Genomic DNA, 15,955 nt, shown 5'->3' on the forward strand with positions numbered 1-15,955 from the left:
GCTGTATTCGTCAGTATTACTGCCGCCTCCTCACGCGTAATATCGTCATTCGGTGCAAATTCCGTTTCAGAACGTCCATTTATTATTCCCGAATTTGCAAGAAAAGCCACTTCAGCATCATCTGTATCAGCAAACGAACTCTTAACATTATTCTCACTAATCAGTGATTTTTGTTCAAGCATTTTATATGCCAAATGACAAAAATCAATACGCGATATATTAGCGGTTAAATCTCTGTCCGCAAAGAAATTCGGCAATAATCCCGCCTCATCTGCACTTACTAAACTTTCCTCCGCCCATTGTGAATGATTTTCACTTACTTCCGCCGACGCACCTATTCCCGTCGCTAAAATAATTGACACACATAACGCACCTAAAACTAACTTCTTTTTCATCATAAAATCTCCTTTAAACTTCCTATACCGTTAAAAAATCTAAATCGGAATTTTATTTCCTGATCCCTCTAAAATCACGTTGCCAAAATGTCCGTCTAGAGTCAGTTCAAAACCTGCGTACCTATCACCATATTTACATGATATTTGAGAAATTTTTCTATTCAACTCACATAATATTATACTATAATCCATCTTATGTCCTTTACTTGACACACCCCATCCCATCCTATAGACTTCATTACCAAACTTAAGCATATTACAATTTATGCTATTTTTATAAAGTTTATAAAGTTCCTCATTTGAATTGATTTCAGGCTGAAGGTCAATAATCCCCTCCACCTTCCGTGCACCAATTTTCTCCATCCATCTATTGTTATATACAATATATAACAATTCAAGTGTTATAAATCCGGCACCTTTAGGATGTTTCCTCACATCCAAAAAATATACATCCTGATTATCTACAATAAAAAACAACAAGATATTAGAACGATTATTTTTCATTTCCTCAATACTGTTTGCTTCTTTATCTGTTAAATGTAAGTGTTTAATACCCCATTGATTTAATAATATATCCTTGAATTCTACATCAAATGCTTTTTTACTTAAATATCCTTTTACACTTTCGCCCTTATCAAATTTTTTTTCAAATAATTTGATTAAATCACATAATTCCTTCGAAAATTCTTCATTCATTTTTTTAATCAGTTCACGAGAATAATGTACCTTTCTCGGTATATTGATTACATTTTTTCCGATAACATTCATAAGATGCAAAAAATTTGTTTCATATGTTTTTTCATCATCAATATTTTTTTCTCATAACAGGTTAAATTATTTGTCAAATAATTTGCTATTTCAACAGATATATCTCTTTTAATCATTTTCTCTACATTCATAAAAACAACTCCTCTTCTAAAAATATTGCGTATATATTTAATATTTTTATTTTATTATTTTATCATTTTAATCATAAAATGTCAGTTTTTTTTCACAAAGTCTAATCAAAAAAGCATAAATTTTTTTATTTGTGTGCTACATTTACAAAAACAAATTTATTTCTCTCCTTATATGTAGTATTGAAATTATTTCTATGTCAAAATAATTTATCAAGCAGATTATTTTGATGAAAGCTTGAAATGAAACAGTTTTAATACAACAATTATAAAGGAGGAATTATACAATGGCTTATAGTTCAAAAACAACAGTCTCAACAAAATACAGGGTTTCAGGTGGAAATTCTGTAATAAGCACTACTTTCTCAAGCCCATTTGAAGCTATAGGACGAGCATTCAAAGTAGGCGGAAAGGTCACTGAAACTGATTCAGGTGTTACAATATTTGAATCTAACACTACTAAATATTATCTTTTTCAGTTTACTAACTTTTACGGAAGCACTGCAAGCAGAACAGAAGCAGATAGTTGGATTAATGATTATGCAAATGCTCATGTTATTTATGGCGGGACAGGAAAGTTATACGGCAGTAACGCCAAGGTGTTAAAAGGTGGTTTATTTCGCACAGAAGCAACTAACGGTGCATATTTATATAATTTCAGCAGTAACAATTGGGGATTCCGTTCAATTAAAACAACGGTTTCTCTTTCTAAAGCTAAATTATATTTTTCGCCAAAAAATCGTGCTGATAATGCATATATATACGTTGCCGCAATCAGTGAAGATGGTTCAGAAGTTTATGAAACAGGCATTATGATGGATCAATATGCTCGTTCCAGCAAAGCCTGGAAAGCATATCACTTTGACAGCAACGGAAATATCAGTGCATCACCAATTGCTACAACTGCACGTTTATCTTCAGGTGTTTATACTGCCAATGACGATATTGTAATAAAAATGTCACTTAATACGGGAAATCCGGGATATTCTTATCGTATTGAAACTGCATCTGGTCAATTAAAAGACAGCGGTACTATAAATCTATCAAGCACAAGTAAAATACGCGCAGGCAATAAAGTCAGATTTTTAACTGCAGTATCTTTCGTGCCAGATTTAGGTTATGAAAATAATACTTATTCAATGCAGGACTTGCGTGACGGAGCATATTTAAAAAATGTAATTCTAGAAAGCTATCTTTATACAAGTACAGATCAGCAGGGAACTGCATATGGCTTTACCGCAACAAGCGACCCGCCTCAATATTCATATATATATGATACTGACTGTATAGATCATACTCGAAACGACAGTAAAGATATTATTAATATCTACTACAACAAGTCTTATACACATTAATATAAAAAGACTATGTCTGAGTTATATAAATACTCTGACATAGTCTTTTGCTTATTAACCTATTTTCTATATATAATAAGTGATCTTAAATCCAAGCAATATTTATTAGTTTCTTCACTTTTGTCATAGATATTGGCATCAACATTTTTTGAAAATAATACGGAAGTATTGTCTTTAGATATAAATAATCCGTCTTCTTCTCCAGAAACATTTAATTTTCCCCATTCGGTAATAAAATTATATTGTTTAAAAATATTATTCAAATCAATATATTCTCCATTATTTTTCAGCAAATACAAAAAGCTGTTATAACCATGTGAACTGCTTTGATTAACATATACCAAATATCCCATATCATATATCGGATAAACTTTTTTTACCAATGCCGCATAAAATTCTTGTCCTAAAGGGGTTTTCATATTATTTAGATTATTAAGCATTTGTTCTGCATTAAGAAAAGAATCTGTTGTGCTGTAAATGTTTAATATCCTTTCGACATCATCATAATTATAATTCATAAAGTATTTAGACATTCCAATCACTTTATTTGGATTATCTGTTTCTGTTACATCTGCTAATTCCTCTGCAACTGCTACAAGCCGTCCTCCTATATTTTCTGTATTTACGAAAACACCATTTACATATGCTTTAATATCTGTTTCATAAGTGTATCCAGCTATACCGCCTGCAGTGCCTCGTTCAAAATACGGGCTAAAATCATCCGCCACTTCCCCGTCTTTGTTAACAAACAATGTACGTATACTATCGTCATATTCTACTGTATATCCATAATTCTTCAGATCTTCCAAGCAAATCATCATTCTTCCGTCCAACGAATATCCTTCTATCTGTTTTCCGTCAAAATATGTTATAATATCAGTGTTATATAGTGTACTGGATATATCTCCGTTATTTGCATATACTGCTAAATTCCATATACAAAAACAAGAAATAATAATTATAAAAATTTTAGTCTTCATAGTATTTCACACTTTCTCAAATCTAATATACTTCTCTATGGTTTTGTTATTTATATTTTATGATTAATATCCAAAATGTCAAGTTTTTTTCACCAACATCATTTAAAAATACACCAAACAAAAAATCAAACGGTATAATCGTTTGATTTTTCGCAGAAATATTCCTAATATATTTAAACATTATATATAATGATATTAGCGTGAATAACGTTTTATTATTCGCATCATATAATTATTTATTGTTCTTTTTGTTTCTATTACTTCTTTTACACGTTTATGGATATGCTTTAAAATAATTTGATGAGATATACACTGAAACATATTGGGTTTAGTTATATCTCCAGATAAAATACAATCATTATTACATCCAGCATTGCAATAACTGAAAATATTACACTGTCTTCTGCACTCATTCTCTCTTATATACCTCTTATTTACTATCTGTTGATAAACCTTTTCTTTGAAAAGATTACGTATATCCTTAACCTCAGAAATATTACCCAAACAATATTCTTCCGGATATGAACGCCCGCACGGATAAACTTTTCCATCATGATATATTGATGCCATATGATACATGCAATTTCCTTTTGTACAGCTTCGCATATGGTGAGTGAAATAAGAACTAACATAACTAGCAAACGGACGAACTTCTATATTACCATCAACATCATTCATCCAGTAATCAAATAATTCACATATTTTATCTGCATATTCAGCAGGATCGGTAAGTAATAATTCACAATGATTTTTAGCCTCTCCTGAATCAAACATAGGTGAAAACTTAAATGATATATTTTTTTCATTGAAATATTTATATATGTCTATTAAATTATGAATATTATGTGCCCCAATAACGGAAATGGTTCCGTGTCTTTTATCGATTTGTTTAAGTAAATCATACGCATTAAGCGTATAATCTGTTTTTCCACGTGTCTGATCATTAAAAGGTCCGTCAAATGATAATCCTATACCAAAACCGTATTTCTTTATGAATTCTGCAGTCTCTTGTGTTATTAATGTTCCATTAGTTTGCATAGTATTTATTATATAAGCGGTTAAAAAATCCAACATCATCTTTTTTTGTATTTTCATTTATCATTCTATTTTCTCGTCACCCCAGTTGTATTTATTTAATAATTCTATAGTATCTAAAACATACAAAAGTTGCATTTTATTTAAGCATTTCACCTTTTCAATAATTTGATTTTCATATTTCCGACATTCCTGATAATTTTTCTTTTTTTTAATATGAGTTCCGACTAAATAGTCTAAACTAACTCCTAATTCATTAGCTATATCTATAATCGCACTAAGTGACGGTGTATCGACATTTCTTTCAATTAACCCAATATAATTAGTACTTAAATGTACTTTTTCTCCCAAATTTTCTTGTGTAAGGCCACGCATAATTCGAACTTCTTTCATATTTTTGCCTATTTTAATTTTTTTCATTTGAATTCCTCCAGTATAAGCATATCCAACAGTAATTATAATAATGACTATCTCTTATTACAACAAACTATATAATTCTTAAACCAAGGAAATACTATGTTTTAATATGATGTTGTTTTTTATACCAATTAGGAAATATATTATTATAGAGAAAACTAAATATTAAAAATAGGAGTATAGTAATGAATATAGTAATATGTGAAGATAGCATCTCTGACAGACATAAACTTGAAAAAGTAATAACAAAGGTCTTAATAAAAAATAATTTAAACAGTGAAATTATACTTTCTACAAATAATTCAGCAGACGTATTAAACTATGCAAATAAAAATAATCAAATTACATTGTATTTTTTAGATATTAATCTGCATGAAAAATTTATAAGTGGTATTGATATTGCTAATGTTGTACGTGAAACAGATGAAATAAGTCCCATCGTACTTATAACTAATTACTCAGATAAATTAAGCCTAACTTTTGAGTATAAACTAAAAATTTTTGATTATATCTCAAAATATGATATTTCAAATTACGAAAAAAGAATTACAGACTGTATACTAATTACAGAACAACGTCAACGCAATGGGTATATCAACTGTTTAAATATTCAAAACTACAGTACCAATTTTTCTATAGAGTATAAAAACATTTATTTTATTGATACTGTTTCTGGACACCATAAACTAAAAATTCATACTGATTCATATGTAGTTGAATTTTACGGTAAATTAAAAGATATTTTATATAGATTAAACACAGATTTCTTTCAATGTCACAAATCTATAATTATTAATAGAACGAAAATTATCGGTGTCGATAAAAGAGAAAAATCAATTATATTATCAAATGGATATAAATGTCCGTATTCTTTAAAATTTTTTCATCCTAATACATTAATTGACAAAAATACGTCTATATGTTATAATAATCTAAATAAAATTTAATTATTATATAGGAGAATAATATGAATATTGTAATATGTGAAGATGATATACAATTTTGTAATTACATAAAATCTATACTTGAAAAATATATAGTTAATAATCACTTTAATTCTAAAATTGTTTTGACGACATCTAATCCAGACAATGTTATAAATTATATCCACAATAATTCTGAAATAACAATTTATTATCTTGATATAAAACTTCAAAATAATAAAAGCGGCTTCGATATTGCATCAATTATACGCGAAAATGATTATATGAGCCCTATAATATTCATTACTAATTATGAAGAAATGATGTCACTTACATATGAATATAAATTAGAGGCTCTTGATTTTATCATAAAAAACAATTTGGCATCATTAAGACAACGAATTTGTGAGAACTTAAAGTATATAGAAACAAGACAACAAAAAGGTTATATGAAGTGCTTAAATATAAAAAATAAACAGAAAAATTTTTCTGTCCCGTTCGATAAAATATGCTACATAGAATCAATAAAAAGCACTCATAAATTGATTTTATATTATGATAATGGCATGATTACTTTCTATGCATTACTGAAAGATATTGAAAAGGAACTTGACAGCCGATTTATTCGCTGTCACAAATCTATTATAGTAAACAAAAACAAAATAGTCAATATTGACAAAAAGAAACATACCATTGAATTATCGCACAATTATCATTGTATTTATTCACCAAGATGTAAGGAGATTATAAAATGAATTTATCACAGATTACTATACTTCTATCTAACACAATTTCTTTTTCACTTGGTTTTACCTGCATCGCTTACGTTTTAACTCTTTCATTAACAACGAAAAAAATCTCATTCGGCAAATTATTTTCTTGTTTGGGAATTACCTACTTAATTATATCTCTTACATTTATATTTGCGGGTATACCAGGCTTAATATTTACCTTATTTTTATATTTAACTCATGCCAAAATACCATTGATTAAAAATATATTTATTTGTGTACTTACTTTTTTAATGGTTCTTGTGCTTACATTTATTACCAATATGGTATTTTATGCAATGAAATTTTCACCTGATCAAATTGAACATTTAAGAGAAATGGTATCTTATAATATCTTTTTTTCTATAGAATGGATTATTTCGTCATTAATCATTTCTTGTGTTATATATTTTTTAAGTTATAAAATTACCCGTCATCATAAAAAAATGAATTTTATTAACCATGTTAAACCAGATAAAACAATATATTTAATATTTATAAATGTGCTATTTTTAGTCATAATTATCGCCGGAGTTGAATTTGCCATAGCTACAGTAGATACAAGCATTACTAAATATGTATTGATATTTGGTAATATCCTAACTTTGACATCTATTGTTTTTTCAACAATTTCCATTTGGTTAGAACTAAAAATTATTTCTAATAAATCAAAAGAAATTGAATTAGAAAAAAAACAGGAAATAACCTCTGCATACAGACGTGAGATACAAAATATGTATAATGAAATAATAGATTTTAAACATGATTATATAAAAATATATTCATCAATGAGCACATTGATAGCATCTGACAATTTAAAAATGATAAAGGATTTTTTTTATAAAGAAATACTACCATTTCATAATAGTATTTTAAAAGATGTAACATTTACACACTCTATAACATTAATTGAAGACAGCATAATACAAGGCATTATATATAGTTATGTACTGAAAGCAAAAAACAATTCCATTAATTTTAATATAGATATTCAGGAAAACATTAATATTGTATCTGAAATATCATCTTTAGATATGTCTCGAATTTTAGGAATACTGTTAGACAATGCATTTGAAGAAGCTGTCAAAACCGAATCAAAAAATGTCATATTGAGTATAATTCCTTTAAAAACGCAAATAATATATGTCATAAAAAATTCATGCAATACTGTACCTGATATTTCCAAAATTTTCTTAAATAATTATTCAACCAAAGGAGAGAATCACGGAAGAGGATTATCTATTGTTCAAAATATTTGTAACAATTATAGTAATGTATTCTTTAATGTTAAGATTCAGGATAATTTCTTTTTATCCGAACTTATAATAAATACAGTAGATTAACATTTGTCTTTTAGTTCATCAGGCATATCTTCTTCATATCCCCAAATTCCTAAGCATAAGTTTGGAGAAGCATTTGCTATAAATATACATACAGCTACAACTGTACCGCATAATGGTATTAATAACTTATTGATAATATTATTCATTTTCTTCATATCTAAAAATCCCTTTCATTGAATTATTATTTTCATTATAGGCAATATCATCACTGCTTCTAATGATATTCCTATAATGATTATATTTCTATATACATTTTCACCTATACAGAATGCAACAATAAATAAACAGGTTGCTGTAATTACAGTAATCTTTTTAAAAAATTTCTTCCGTGAATTGCCTATTGGACGTTTCATCGTTTCAATCGGAGCGTAACGCAAAAAAATAATTAAGCAAATTAAGTAAACCACCATTCCCACAATTATATTAATGGGTTTCAACATAATTGCCATATAGACAGAACTAATAAATCCAATAATACCAATAACAGTACACTTAATTGTATTATTTGAATGATAACCAAATCCGCTTAATCTAACACATGTAAACACGCTTAATAATAATAATGTTTCTTTTACTATTCCTAATATTACTGATAAAATAATCAAAACAGCTGTTTTGCTAATATTAATATAAATAATATCAATGCCATATTTCATCTTTTGATAATTCTTTTTATCAACATTACAATAACTGCATATTTTGTCACTAATCCATTTGCTAATAGACATTTCTTTTTTCTCCTGAATGGTTTTGTCTAGAGTCATCATTATTGATTTTCTGTCCTTTATTAATCTTTTATCAGCTGACTATACAAAAATATTCAATAATCGTGAATCCAATTAATATATTACACCTTTTATGTTAATTATCGTGTATTTTTTCCCAAAAGCACCTCAAAACGACTTTAACTACAAAAAAAACTATTGTTCTAACATTTTTCTTAGATTTTTCAGAGCCTTATTCTTATTGTTATAAACAGCCTGACGAGATATATTTAATTTGTTCATTATTTCTTTATCTTTAAACATAAAAAAGAATTTATATATAATAACCCATTTTTGATTATAATTTAATTTTCTAATTGCAAAAAGTAAATCCAGATCCTTTTTCTCAAAATCTTCTGATAGATTTTCTATGTTCTTTATTATATCTGGATCATATATACATTCATTTTCACGTAAACGTATTCTTTGTTTTAAAAATTTTACATAGGAATGTCTGATAGATGTTGATATATATGTAACCGCCTGTCCATCATGCTGAAAAAAAGGCATATTATATATTAATTCTATCATATCAACTATCAAATCATTTTCTGCATCTTCATAATTTAGGGCATATGCCTGTTTTTTTATTAACGGTCTAAATTTATTTATAATTTCCATTAAGCTATCTTTATTTTTATCTTTTGCTGATACTATTAAATCACATAAAATACCCATATTATTTCTCCTCCATATAAATAAAAGAGAAAAAATATGTGTATAATGTAAACTTATCTCAAAAAATGTCGTAATAGCATATATTTTCATTATAACAACAAATTTTTTTATAAATAAAAAATTTCCCAAAAAACATCTATATGAACACAAAAATATAAAAAATAATTTTTTAGTAATAGAACAAAAAAGAATTGACATTTATAAGAATAATTTTTATAGTGGAAATATATTTATAAAAAAATATATTTCCACTTTGTTAAGAAGAATTCATTCGTTTAATCTTTTTGGAGAACCGTTTTAAGCTAGTATTCCATAGGCTCCTTGATCAAAAAAGCTGTATACTGATTATATATCAGTATACAGCTTTTTTCTCTCAACAATTTACTGCTTGTATTGGGTAGCTTCCATCGCTAGGGGATGTGTAGTATATAATTTCTTCATTCTCTGAGTCGTAACAGTATATATACCCCTCTGTATCTGTAATAAATGCATAGCTTTTGTTTTCGTCTGGCATGGTATTTTACCTCCTTTTGACAACTAGTCCACATTATTTATAACTCCATACAGTGTTACAGAACAATTTTCTATAACAATAAATCAATTTCACCTCCTTCTTCACATTCTGCATTACATCACAACCATCACTCCTTTCATTTTATTAAGAGCAATAAAAAAGTCGTTATGGCTTATAAATATAACAGCCATCTCGACTTTACAAACAAATCAATATATAAAATTCTATTATATATTATATCATATGCCAAAATACAAGTTCAAGATATAATTTTGTATAAACTTTATTCATCCGTAGGACACATACAATAGAAAAAATAAGTGTATATTGTTTGAAATTTAATCAAATCTAGGTTAAATTTAAGTCAAAAAAAAAAAACACTGCATTGATTTAGCAACCAATCCAGTGGGTATTTCAATTCATTATTTAATTGTTGTATTAAAATATGATGTAATTATTGACTGCATTAACTCAATTGCCTCTTTACGTCGACCTTTGAAAGTTGAAAAACTAAATGTTCTTTCATTTGCATCCTCCAAATTCTTATTGAATATTTTATATATCTTTTCTACGGTAATATCCGCTACATCATACTCACGAAAATAAATCGCATCAATTATATCGTATAGCTGTTTTCCTTTCTTGGGATAAGCTTCTAGTCTTTCCAATGCAATATCCATTATTTTCTTTATTTCGGTCAAGTAATAAAGTTCCTGCTCACAATCATAGAATTTTTTTATATCACTATTTTGGAAAAATATATTTTTTAAAAATTCTATTGATTCTTTTCTGATGCCCATTTGTTTGAGCTCTTTATTTAAGCTACTTTGCTGGTTATTTATGCGCCAGCATATATATGGATATTCTTTTAAAACTCTTTCTATTTGAATCGTATACTTTTTGGATTGCGCCATTATTTTTCACCTCCGTGCTTCCTTTGAGGTGTAAGATAGCAGAATCAGTTATACATTGTTAGGAGGTATATTGGTAAATACCCTATAAGCTGTAATTATTGTTTATAACCTCCAAGTATTGACATCTCACACCTATTTACCTTTTACTGCAAATAGGTATAGTGGTTTGTCACCGTTATATACCATATTATTTATATGATAATTCAAGATATCTAATTTCGAATTGACTCCTAGATATAAAATTCCACAATTAAATGTAATTCTGTTCATTATAAAATCACCGTTCCTACTCTTGTTATTCTTGTGATATATTTTTTGGATTCGTACACCTATATACTGTGCTGTCAAGTGACTTGTTAATTTTAAAATTAATGTTACTAAGTGAATGATTTCTCAGTTCAGCAATCAGCTCATCAGCTTGACGCAATGACAAATTTTCATCTTTCCGTAAAGTGTTAACTATGAAACTATCTTCGATTGCATAGTATCTTTTGGAATAAAATGCCTTTTTAAGTCTGTCTGTAATCCGATCAGCCATTTCACATTTACCAAAAACCCCCTCAACTGACGTACTTATCATCTCAGGAGTGATGTCAATATATTTGGTATTAAGTTTGAGATGGGCTTTAATAAACTTCATATGTGCTTCATCTACATCATAACCTGTAATTATAAATCTGTTCAAAACGGGCGCTCTTTTTAAGTCACCGGCAGAAATCGAAAGCATAGCCCCAACAGCACATTGGAATGTTTCACAATTCATTGGCTCATCATAGAAAGTTAAAGACACCTGTTCTCCAAAATCAGAATTTAAGACTATAAACACGTTGGGTGACATTTCCGATATCTGAAGCTCTCCATAATATAACTTTTCTCCGCCTTCACTAGTTGCGATTTTCATAGTGACTGCTTCTTCTTTAGCGAAGTTTATTTCCAATGTAGCAACTGTCACCGTTCCCGATTCACAGTTGACTGTTCCATAAAAATACAAGTTATATTTACCGGCATATTTTCTATAACTTTTACTGTAAATTCTTTGATTAATACCCTTTTTTAACCCTTTATTGTTTTCACCCAACAAAAAGTCAGTAGTCACTCCCAAGCTTCGACTTAGTGCTATCAAGAAATTTGCATTTGGTGTCCTATCTGAAATGTAAAGTTTTAAATTGCTCTTAGTTATGGAATATTTTACATTTTGGTTCAGTACATCACATAAAGTATCAAAATCTATTCCACGTTGAGCCATTGCATGTTGCACTCGGTCAATTAATATACTCTGTTTGAAAAATTCTTTATTTTCTTCCTTCATTGCAAATCACCTTCTTCGTTTCAGAATGTAACAATATTGTAACACACTTTTAATAAAAACAAAAGTGTAAAATCTCATAAATTTTGTATGATTTTTTTGTATAAAACTGCCAAGCAAATGCTTTTTGCAAAAAAAAAAAACGTTCATATACATATATATCTTGTGTGATTCATAATGTTCTAATTAGATATTTTCATTCATTCTTGAAGCAGTAAAAATAAATAAATACATATAGACTTAATATGTGTTTTTCGGCAATAATAGCAAATTTATAAAGTATTTACAATAAACATTTAAAAACACACAAAGCATCACTCACAAAGGAAGCTCCACTAAAAAGTTCCAAATAGTTTGATAATAAATTCAGATAAGTTTGTAATCAAAACTTAAAGATGAACATGAAACTAAAATATTGAAATATACAAATAGTAATCAAGTGTAATCATAAAAAAATTAGAATCATTTACACATATATCAAATATCCAAACTACAATTAAAGCTAGTATAAACAATGGTACTTTGTCACAAGTTGAGGTTTACAAAATACAAGTAATGTGATATAGTAGCTTAGTATAAGTGTAAAGAGGCAGACAAAAAAGTAATCAAAGATATTGAAAACAACTAAGCAACACCATTAACTGTATTAGAAAACCTTATTCATTGAGGAGCAGAAAATGCCTATATAAAATCAAAAAACAAAATGGGTGTTTAGGTGATATTCATTCTCAGTTGGCGAGTCAATTTCAAGTATTGTGTAAACCTTCATTATGGTGTAGAATAGAAATACACTAAATGGAGGTTTTTAATTATGCCACGAAGAAAAAGAACACCGGAAGAAATTGCACGAAAGACTAACTATTAAAAGTCAAGTCAAAAAATGAAAAAAGTAAAAAAATAATCAGTTCAATATTGTACATTGACAATTGCATGACAAATAGAGCAACTAATGTTGCTCAAGTATTGAAATATTAGGAAAAAGTTTAAGCAATTTGATATAGTTCGCCTGTTTTCTCTAAATGGTAAAGGACTCTTAAGAGTTTCTTTGTAGCATGAGATATGGCAACATTGTAATGCTTGCCTTCAGAACGCTTTTTGGCAAGGTAATCAGCAAACGTCTTGTCCCATCGACAGACATGCTGTGTAGCATTGTAAAGAGCATATCTGAGGTAACGAGAGCCACGTTTCTCCATATGGGCATAACAGTTAGTAAGATGTCCTGATTGATATGTAGATGGTGACATTCCTGAATAGGCAAGTATTTTATCGGGGGATGAAAAATTGCTGAAGTCTCCGATTTCAGCAATTATCATAGCTCCCATATGATAACTTATGCCGGGGATTGAGAGTATGGGCGAATTGATGTCATTCATAATACGCTTAATTTCAAATTCTATCTCGTCAATCTCAGATGATATTATCTGTATCAATTCTATGGTATGTTTCAGTTCCATAGCTTTGGCTGGCATAAATGAACCAATAGAGTTTCTTGCTGTGTCTCTGAAACGTATGGCAGTATCTCTGTTGTAATGACCTTTTGAGGCTTCATTCAAAAGATTTGTAAGTCTTGTCAAATGAGCTTTGGCGATGTGACGAGCTGATGGAAACTCTAAAAGTAAAGCATATATAGACTTCATATGCAAAGTTGGAACGAGCTTTTCAATCTCAGGAAACAGGATATTAACAAGGCGAGCGATTGAGTTTTTTAGCGCAGCACGTTCGCGAACCTTATCAAATCTGTATCTAGTTAATGACTTCAACTCTTCGTTATGATATAATGTGTCTGAGTAGGGCTTTAAGTTCTCATCAGACAACAACATCTTAGCGATTGTATGGGCGTCAACCTTATCGGTTTTGGTCTTTCGTAGAGTTTGACTCTTTCTGAATAGGTTGGTGTGTAGTGGATTGATAACGTAGGTCGGCAAACCTTTATCAAGGAGAAACCCAAGAAGATTGTATGAGTAATGTCCGGTGGCTTCAAGCCCTACTTTTAATTTACTCAAATCATCTGAAACAGATTTAATCTTTGCATAAAGGTCATTAAAGCCTTCCATTGAATTTGAAATAGTGAATGCTTTAAACAGCACTTCGCCGTCAGAATTGCAGATAAAGCAATCATGCTTGTCCTTTGCGACATCAATACCAACTAAAATCATAAAACAATACTCCTTAAAAATATTTTGATACTGTTTAGACCCACAGGGGCTCTTAGCAATTGTAGCCTCGTTCTAAATAAACCGTCATGCGGTATCTAACTGATTAACAAACTGCAAAGAGTCTGTGGCTGGAGCCTTTCGTGAACCGTCAAGCGGTAGGAACACACAACCAATCCACAGCATCTTAAACAGTATATCATAGTTCTTGGAGAGGAACTCTAAAAACTACTACTTTATTATACGAGGAACGAACAAAAGCACTTATGAAAGAATTGAACATCAAGGATATGGACGATATTCAAGATTTGTTCAAATCTTTTGTTGCGGCTGCCTTAGAGGGCGGTCTTGAAGCAGAGCTTGACGAAGAATTAGGCTATTCCAAGTACGATTATCGCAACAAAGAAACCAATAACAGTCGCAATGGTTACAGTAAAAAGACCATGAAAACCAGTTTTGGAGACATGGATATAGATATTCCTCGTGACCGTAATGGTGATTTTGAGCCTAAGCTTATTCAAAAACATCAAACAACATTGTCGGGAGATATTGAAGAAAAAATCATATCAATGTACGCCAAAGGAATGACTGAAAATGATATAGCAGCACACATTGAAGAAATATATGGACTTGATGTATCTGACAGTACCATAAGTCGTGTTACAGATAAAATTTTGCCGATAGCTAAGGAATGGCAATCACGTCCATTGGAAGAAGTGTATGCAGTTGTATTTATGGATGCAATACATTATCATGTGCGATATGAAGGACGTATAGTAAAAAAGGCTGTGTACATAGCAATAGGTATAAATTTAGATGGCAGAAAAGATGTTCTTGGCATGTGGGTTGGTGAAAACGAGAGTGCAAAATTCTGGCTTTCTGTCTTAAACGGATTAAAAAATCGAGGAGTAAATGATATTTTAATTGCTTGTATTGACGGACTAAGCGGATTTACCAATGCGATTGAAGCAGTCTTTCCTCAAACAGAAATACAGCAATGCATAATCCATCAAATCCGTAATACAACAAAATATGTGTCATACAAAGATATTAAAGCACTTATGGCAGATTTAAAGCGTGTTTATGCAGCTATTGATGAGGATACCGCATTACAAGAATTAGACCGATTTGATGAAATATGGGGTGGAAAATACCCTAAAATCGCCGATAACTGGAGAGATAAATGGGTTCATTTATCTACATATTTCAAGTATCCTCAAGCAGTGCGTACACTTATCTATACAACCAATACGATAGAAGGATTCAATCGTCAACTTAGAAAAGTGACTAAAAACAAGGGGGTTTTTCCTACAGATGATAGCTTGTTTAAGATGCTGTACCTTGCAATGATGGACATCACGAAAAAATGGACAGGTCGACGTCGTGATTGGGGCGAGATTCATTCTCAGTTGGAGATATTCTTCGCTGATAGAATCGAGTGTGTGAGATTATTTCTGTAAATTAATTTTTCTATGATAAAATACTTAGTTTTATTTGGGCAGATAAGCAAAA

Annotated in this window: 17 protein-coding genes; 5 read left to right on the forward strand and 12 right to left on the reverse strand. The window is 29.6% G+C overall.

The genetic code is table 11. The features are described 5' to 3' along the window. Positions 1 to 395: S-layer homology domain-containing protein (locus LKE05_RS13670; RefSeq protein ID WP_308457202.1), on the reverse strand; the 395-nt coding region annotated here is incomplete at its 3' end. 39 nt (positions 396 to 434) lie between these two features. Beyond that, a complete protein-coding gene (locus tag LKE05_RS13675; RefSeq protein WP_308457203.1) occupies positions 435 to 1,163 on the reverse strand; it encodes a hypothetical protein in 729 nt (242 codons plus the stop codon). Positions 1,164 to 1,578: 415 nt separating this feature from the next. Here LKE05_RS13675 and LKE05_RS13680 point away from each other — a divergent pair, with 415 nt between their 5' ends. Beyond that, positions 1,579 to 2,646 carry a hypothetical protein gene (locus LKE05_RS13680; RefSeq protein ID WP_147513803.1) on the forward strand — a complete coding sequence of 356 codons (1,068 nt, stop codon included), beginning with the start codon at positions 1,579 to 1,581 and terminating at the stop codon, positions 2,644 to 2,646. Between the two features lie 59 nt (positions 2,647 to 2,705). On the opposite strand, the gene LKE05_RS13685 is transcribed toward LKE05_RS13680, so the two are convergent. The 3 genes from LKE05_RS13685 to LKE05_RS13695 all read right to left on the reverse strand — a co-directional run bounded on the left by LKE05_RS13685 (position 2,706) and on the right by LKE05_RS13695 (position 5,081). Further along, on the reverse strand, positions 2,706 to 3,626 hold the full coding sequence (locus LKE05_RS13685; RefSeq protein WP_147515209.1) for a hypothetical protein: 921 nt from the start codon (positions 3,624 to 3,626) through the stop codon (positions 2,706 to 2,708). 195 nt (positions 3,627 to 3,821) lie between these two features. Further along, positions 3,822 to 4,721: a radical SAM protein gene (locus tag LKE05_RS13690; RefSeq protein WP_308457204.1), complete on the reverse strand. Its 900-nt coding sequence runs from the start codon at positions 4,719 to 4,721 to the stop codon at positions 3,822 to 3,824. Between the two features lie 3 nt (positions 4,722 to 4,724). Further along, positions 4,725 to 5,081 (reverse strand): helix-turn-helix domain-containing protein, encoded by a 357-nt coding sequence (locus LKE05_RS13695; protein WP_022229185.1) that lies wholly within the window; start codon positions 5,079 to 5,081, stop codon positions 4,725 to 4,727. Positions 5,082 to 5,263: 182 nt separating this feature from the next. Between LKE05_RS13695 and LKE05_RS13700 the strand changes: the two genes are divergently transcribed. From LKE05_RS13700 to LKE05_RS13710, 3 genes are read left to right on the forward strand one after another with little or no spacing between them, the layout of a single operon-like run. Continuing rightward, complete coding sequence (locus LKE05_RS13700; RefSeq protein WP_295573141.1) at positions 5,264 to 6,025, forward strand: LytR/AlgR family response regulator transcription factor; 762 nt, start codon at positions 5,264 to 5,266, stop codon at positions 6,023 to 6,025. A 20-nt stretch (positions 6,026 to 6,045) separates the two neighbouring features. Then, on the forward strand, positions 6,046 to 6,756 hold the full coding sequence (locus LKE05_RS13705; protein ID WP_022229183.1) for a LytR/AlgR family response regulator transcription factor: 711 nt from the start codon (positions 6,046 to 6,048) through the stop codon (positions 6,754 to 6,756). Next, the gene (locus tag LKE05_RS13710) at positions 6,753 to 8,114 is read left to right on the forward strand and encodes a GHKL domain-containing protein (protein ID WP_147515214.1); all 1,362 of its coding nucleotides are present in this window, start codon (positions 6,753 to 6,755) and stop codon (positions 8,112 to 8,114) included. Before LKE05_RS13705 ends, LKE05_RS13710 begins: the two co-directional genes overlap by 4 nt. Here the strand turns inward: LKE05_RS13710 and LKE05_RS13715 are convergent. The 7 genes from LKE05_RS13715 to LKE05_RS13745 form a co-directional block, all read right to left on the reverse strand. Continuing rightward, a complete protein-coding gene (locus tag LKE05_RS13715) occupies positions 8,111 to 8,269 on the reverse strand; it encodes a hypothetical protein (protein ID WP_022229181.1) in 159 nt (52 codons plus the stop codon). The two genes, LKE05_RS13710 and LKE05_RS13715, sit on opposite strands and share 4 nt — an antisense overlap. Positions 8,270 to 8,284: 15 nt before the next feature. Continuing rightward, complete coding sequence (locus tag LKE05_RS13720; RefSeq protein WP_295573131.1) at positions 8,285 to 8,842, reverse strand: accessory gene regulator B family protein; 558 nt, start codon at positions 8,840 to 8,842, stop codon at positions 8,285 to 8,287. Between the two features lie 192 nt (positions 8,843 to 9,034). Next, complete coding sequence (locus LKE05_RS13725; protein WP_295573128.1) at positions 9,035 to 9,556, reverse strand: RNA polymerase sigma factor; 522 nt, start codon at positions 9,554 to 9,556, stop codon at positions 9,035 to 9,037. Between the two features lie 373 nt (positions 9,557 to 9,929). Next, positions 9,930 to 10,070 (reverse strand): hypothetical protein, encoded by a 141-nt coding sequence (locus LKE05_RS13730; RefSeq protein ID WP_295573125.1) that lies wholly within the window; start codon positions 10,068 to 10,070, stop codon positions 9,930 to 9,932. Between the two features lie 422 nt (positions 10,071 to 10,492). Further along, a complete protein-coding gene (locus LKE05_RS13735; RefSeq protein ID WP_308457205.1) occupies positions 10,493 to 10,984 on the reverse strand; it encodes a hypothetical protein in 492 nt (163 codons plus the stop codon). 295 nt (positions 10,985 to 11,279) lie between these two features. Beyond that, the gene (locus LKE05_RS13740; RefSeq protein ID WP_308457206.1) at positions 11,280 to 12,293 is read right to left on the reverse strand and encodes a hypothetical protein; all 1,014 of its coding nucleotides are present in this window, start codon (positions 12,291 to 12,293) and stop codon (positions 11,280 to 11,282) included. 980 nt (positions 12,294 to 13,273) lie between these two features. Continuing rightward, positions 13,274 to 14,446, reverse strand: coding sequence for an IS110 family RNA-guided transposase (locus LKE05_RS13745; RefSeq protein WP_308457207.1), 1,173 nt, complete (start codon positions 14,444 to 14,446; stop codon positions 13,274 to 13,276). Positions 14,447 to 14,709: 263 nt separating this feature from the next. On the opposite strand from LKE05_RS13745, the gene LKE05_RS13750 reads away from it, so the two are divergent. Next, entirely contained in the window at positions 14,710 to 15,903 is a 1,194-nt protein-coding gene (locus LKE05_RS13750; protein WP_308457208.1) for an IS256 family transposase, read from the forward strand. The last annotated feature ends 52 nt before the right edge of the window (positions 15,904 to 15,955 follow it).

Source organism: Hominilimicola fabiformis (genome assembly GCF_020687385.1).
Classification (GTDB): Bacteria; Bacillota; Clostridia; order UBA1381; family UBA1381; genus Hominilimicola; species Hominilimicola fabiformis.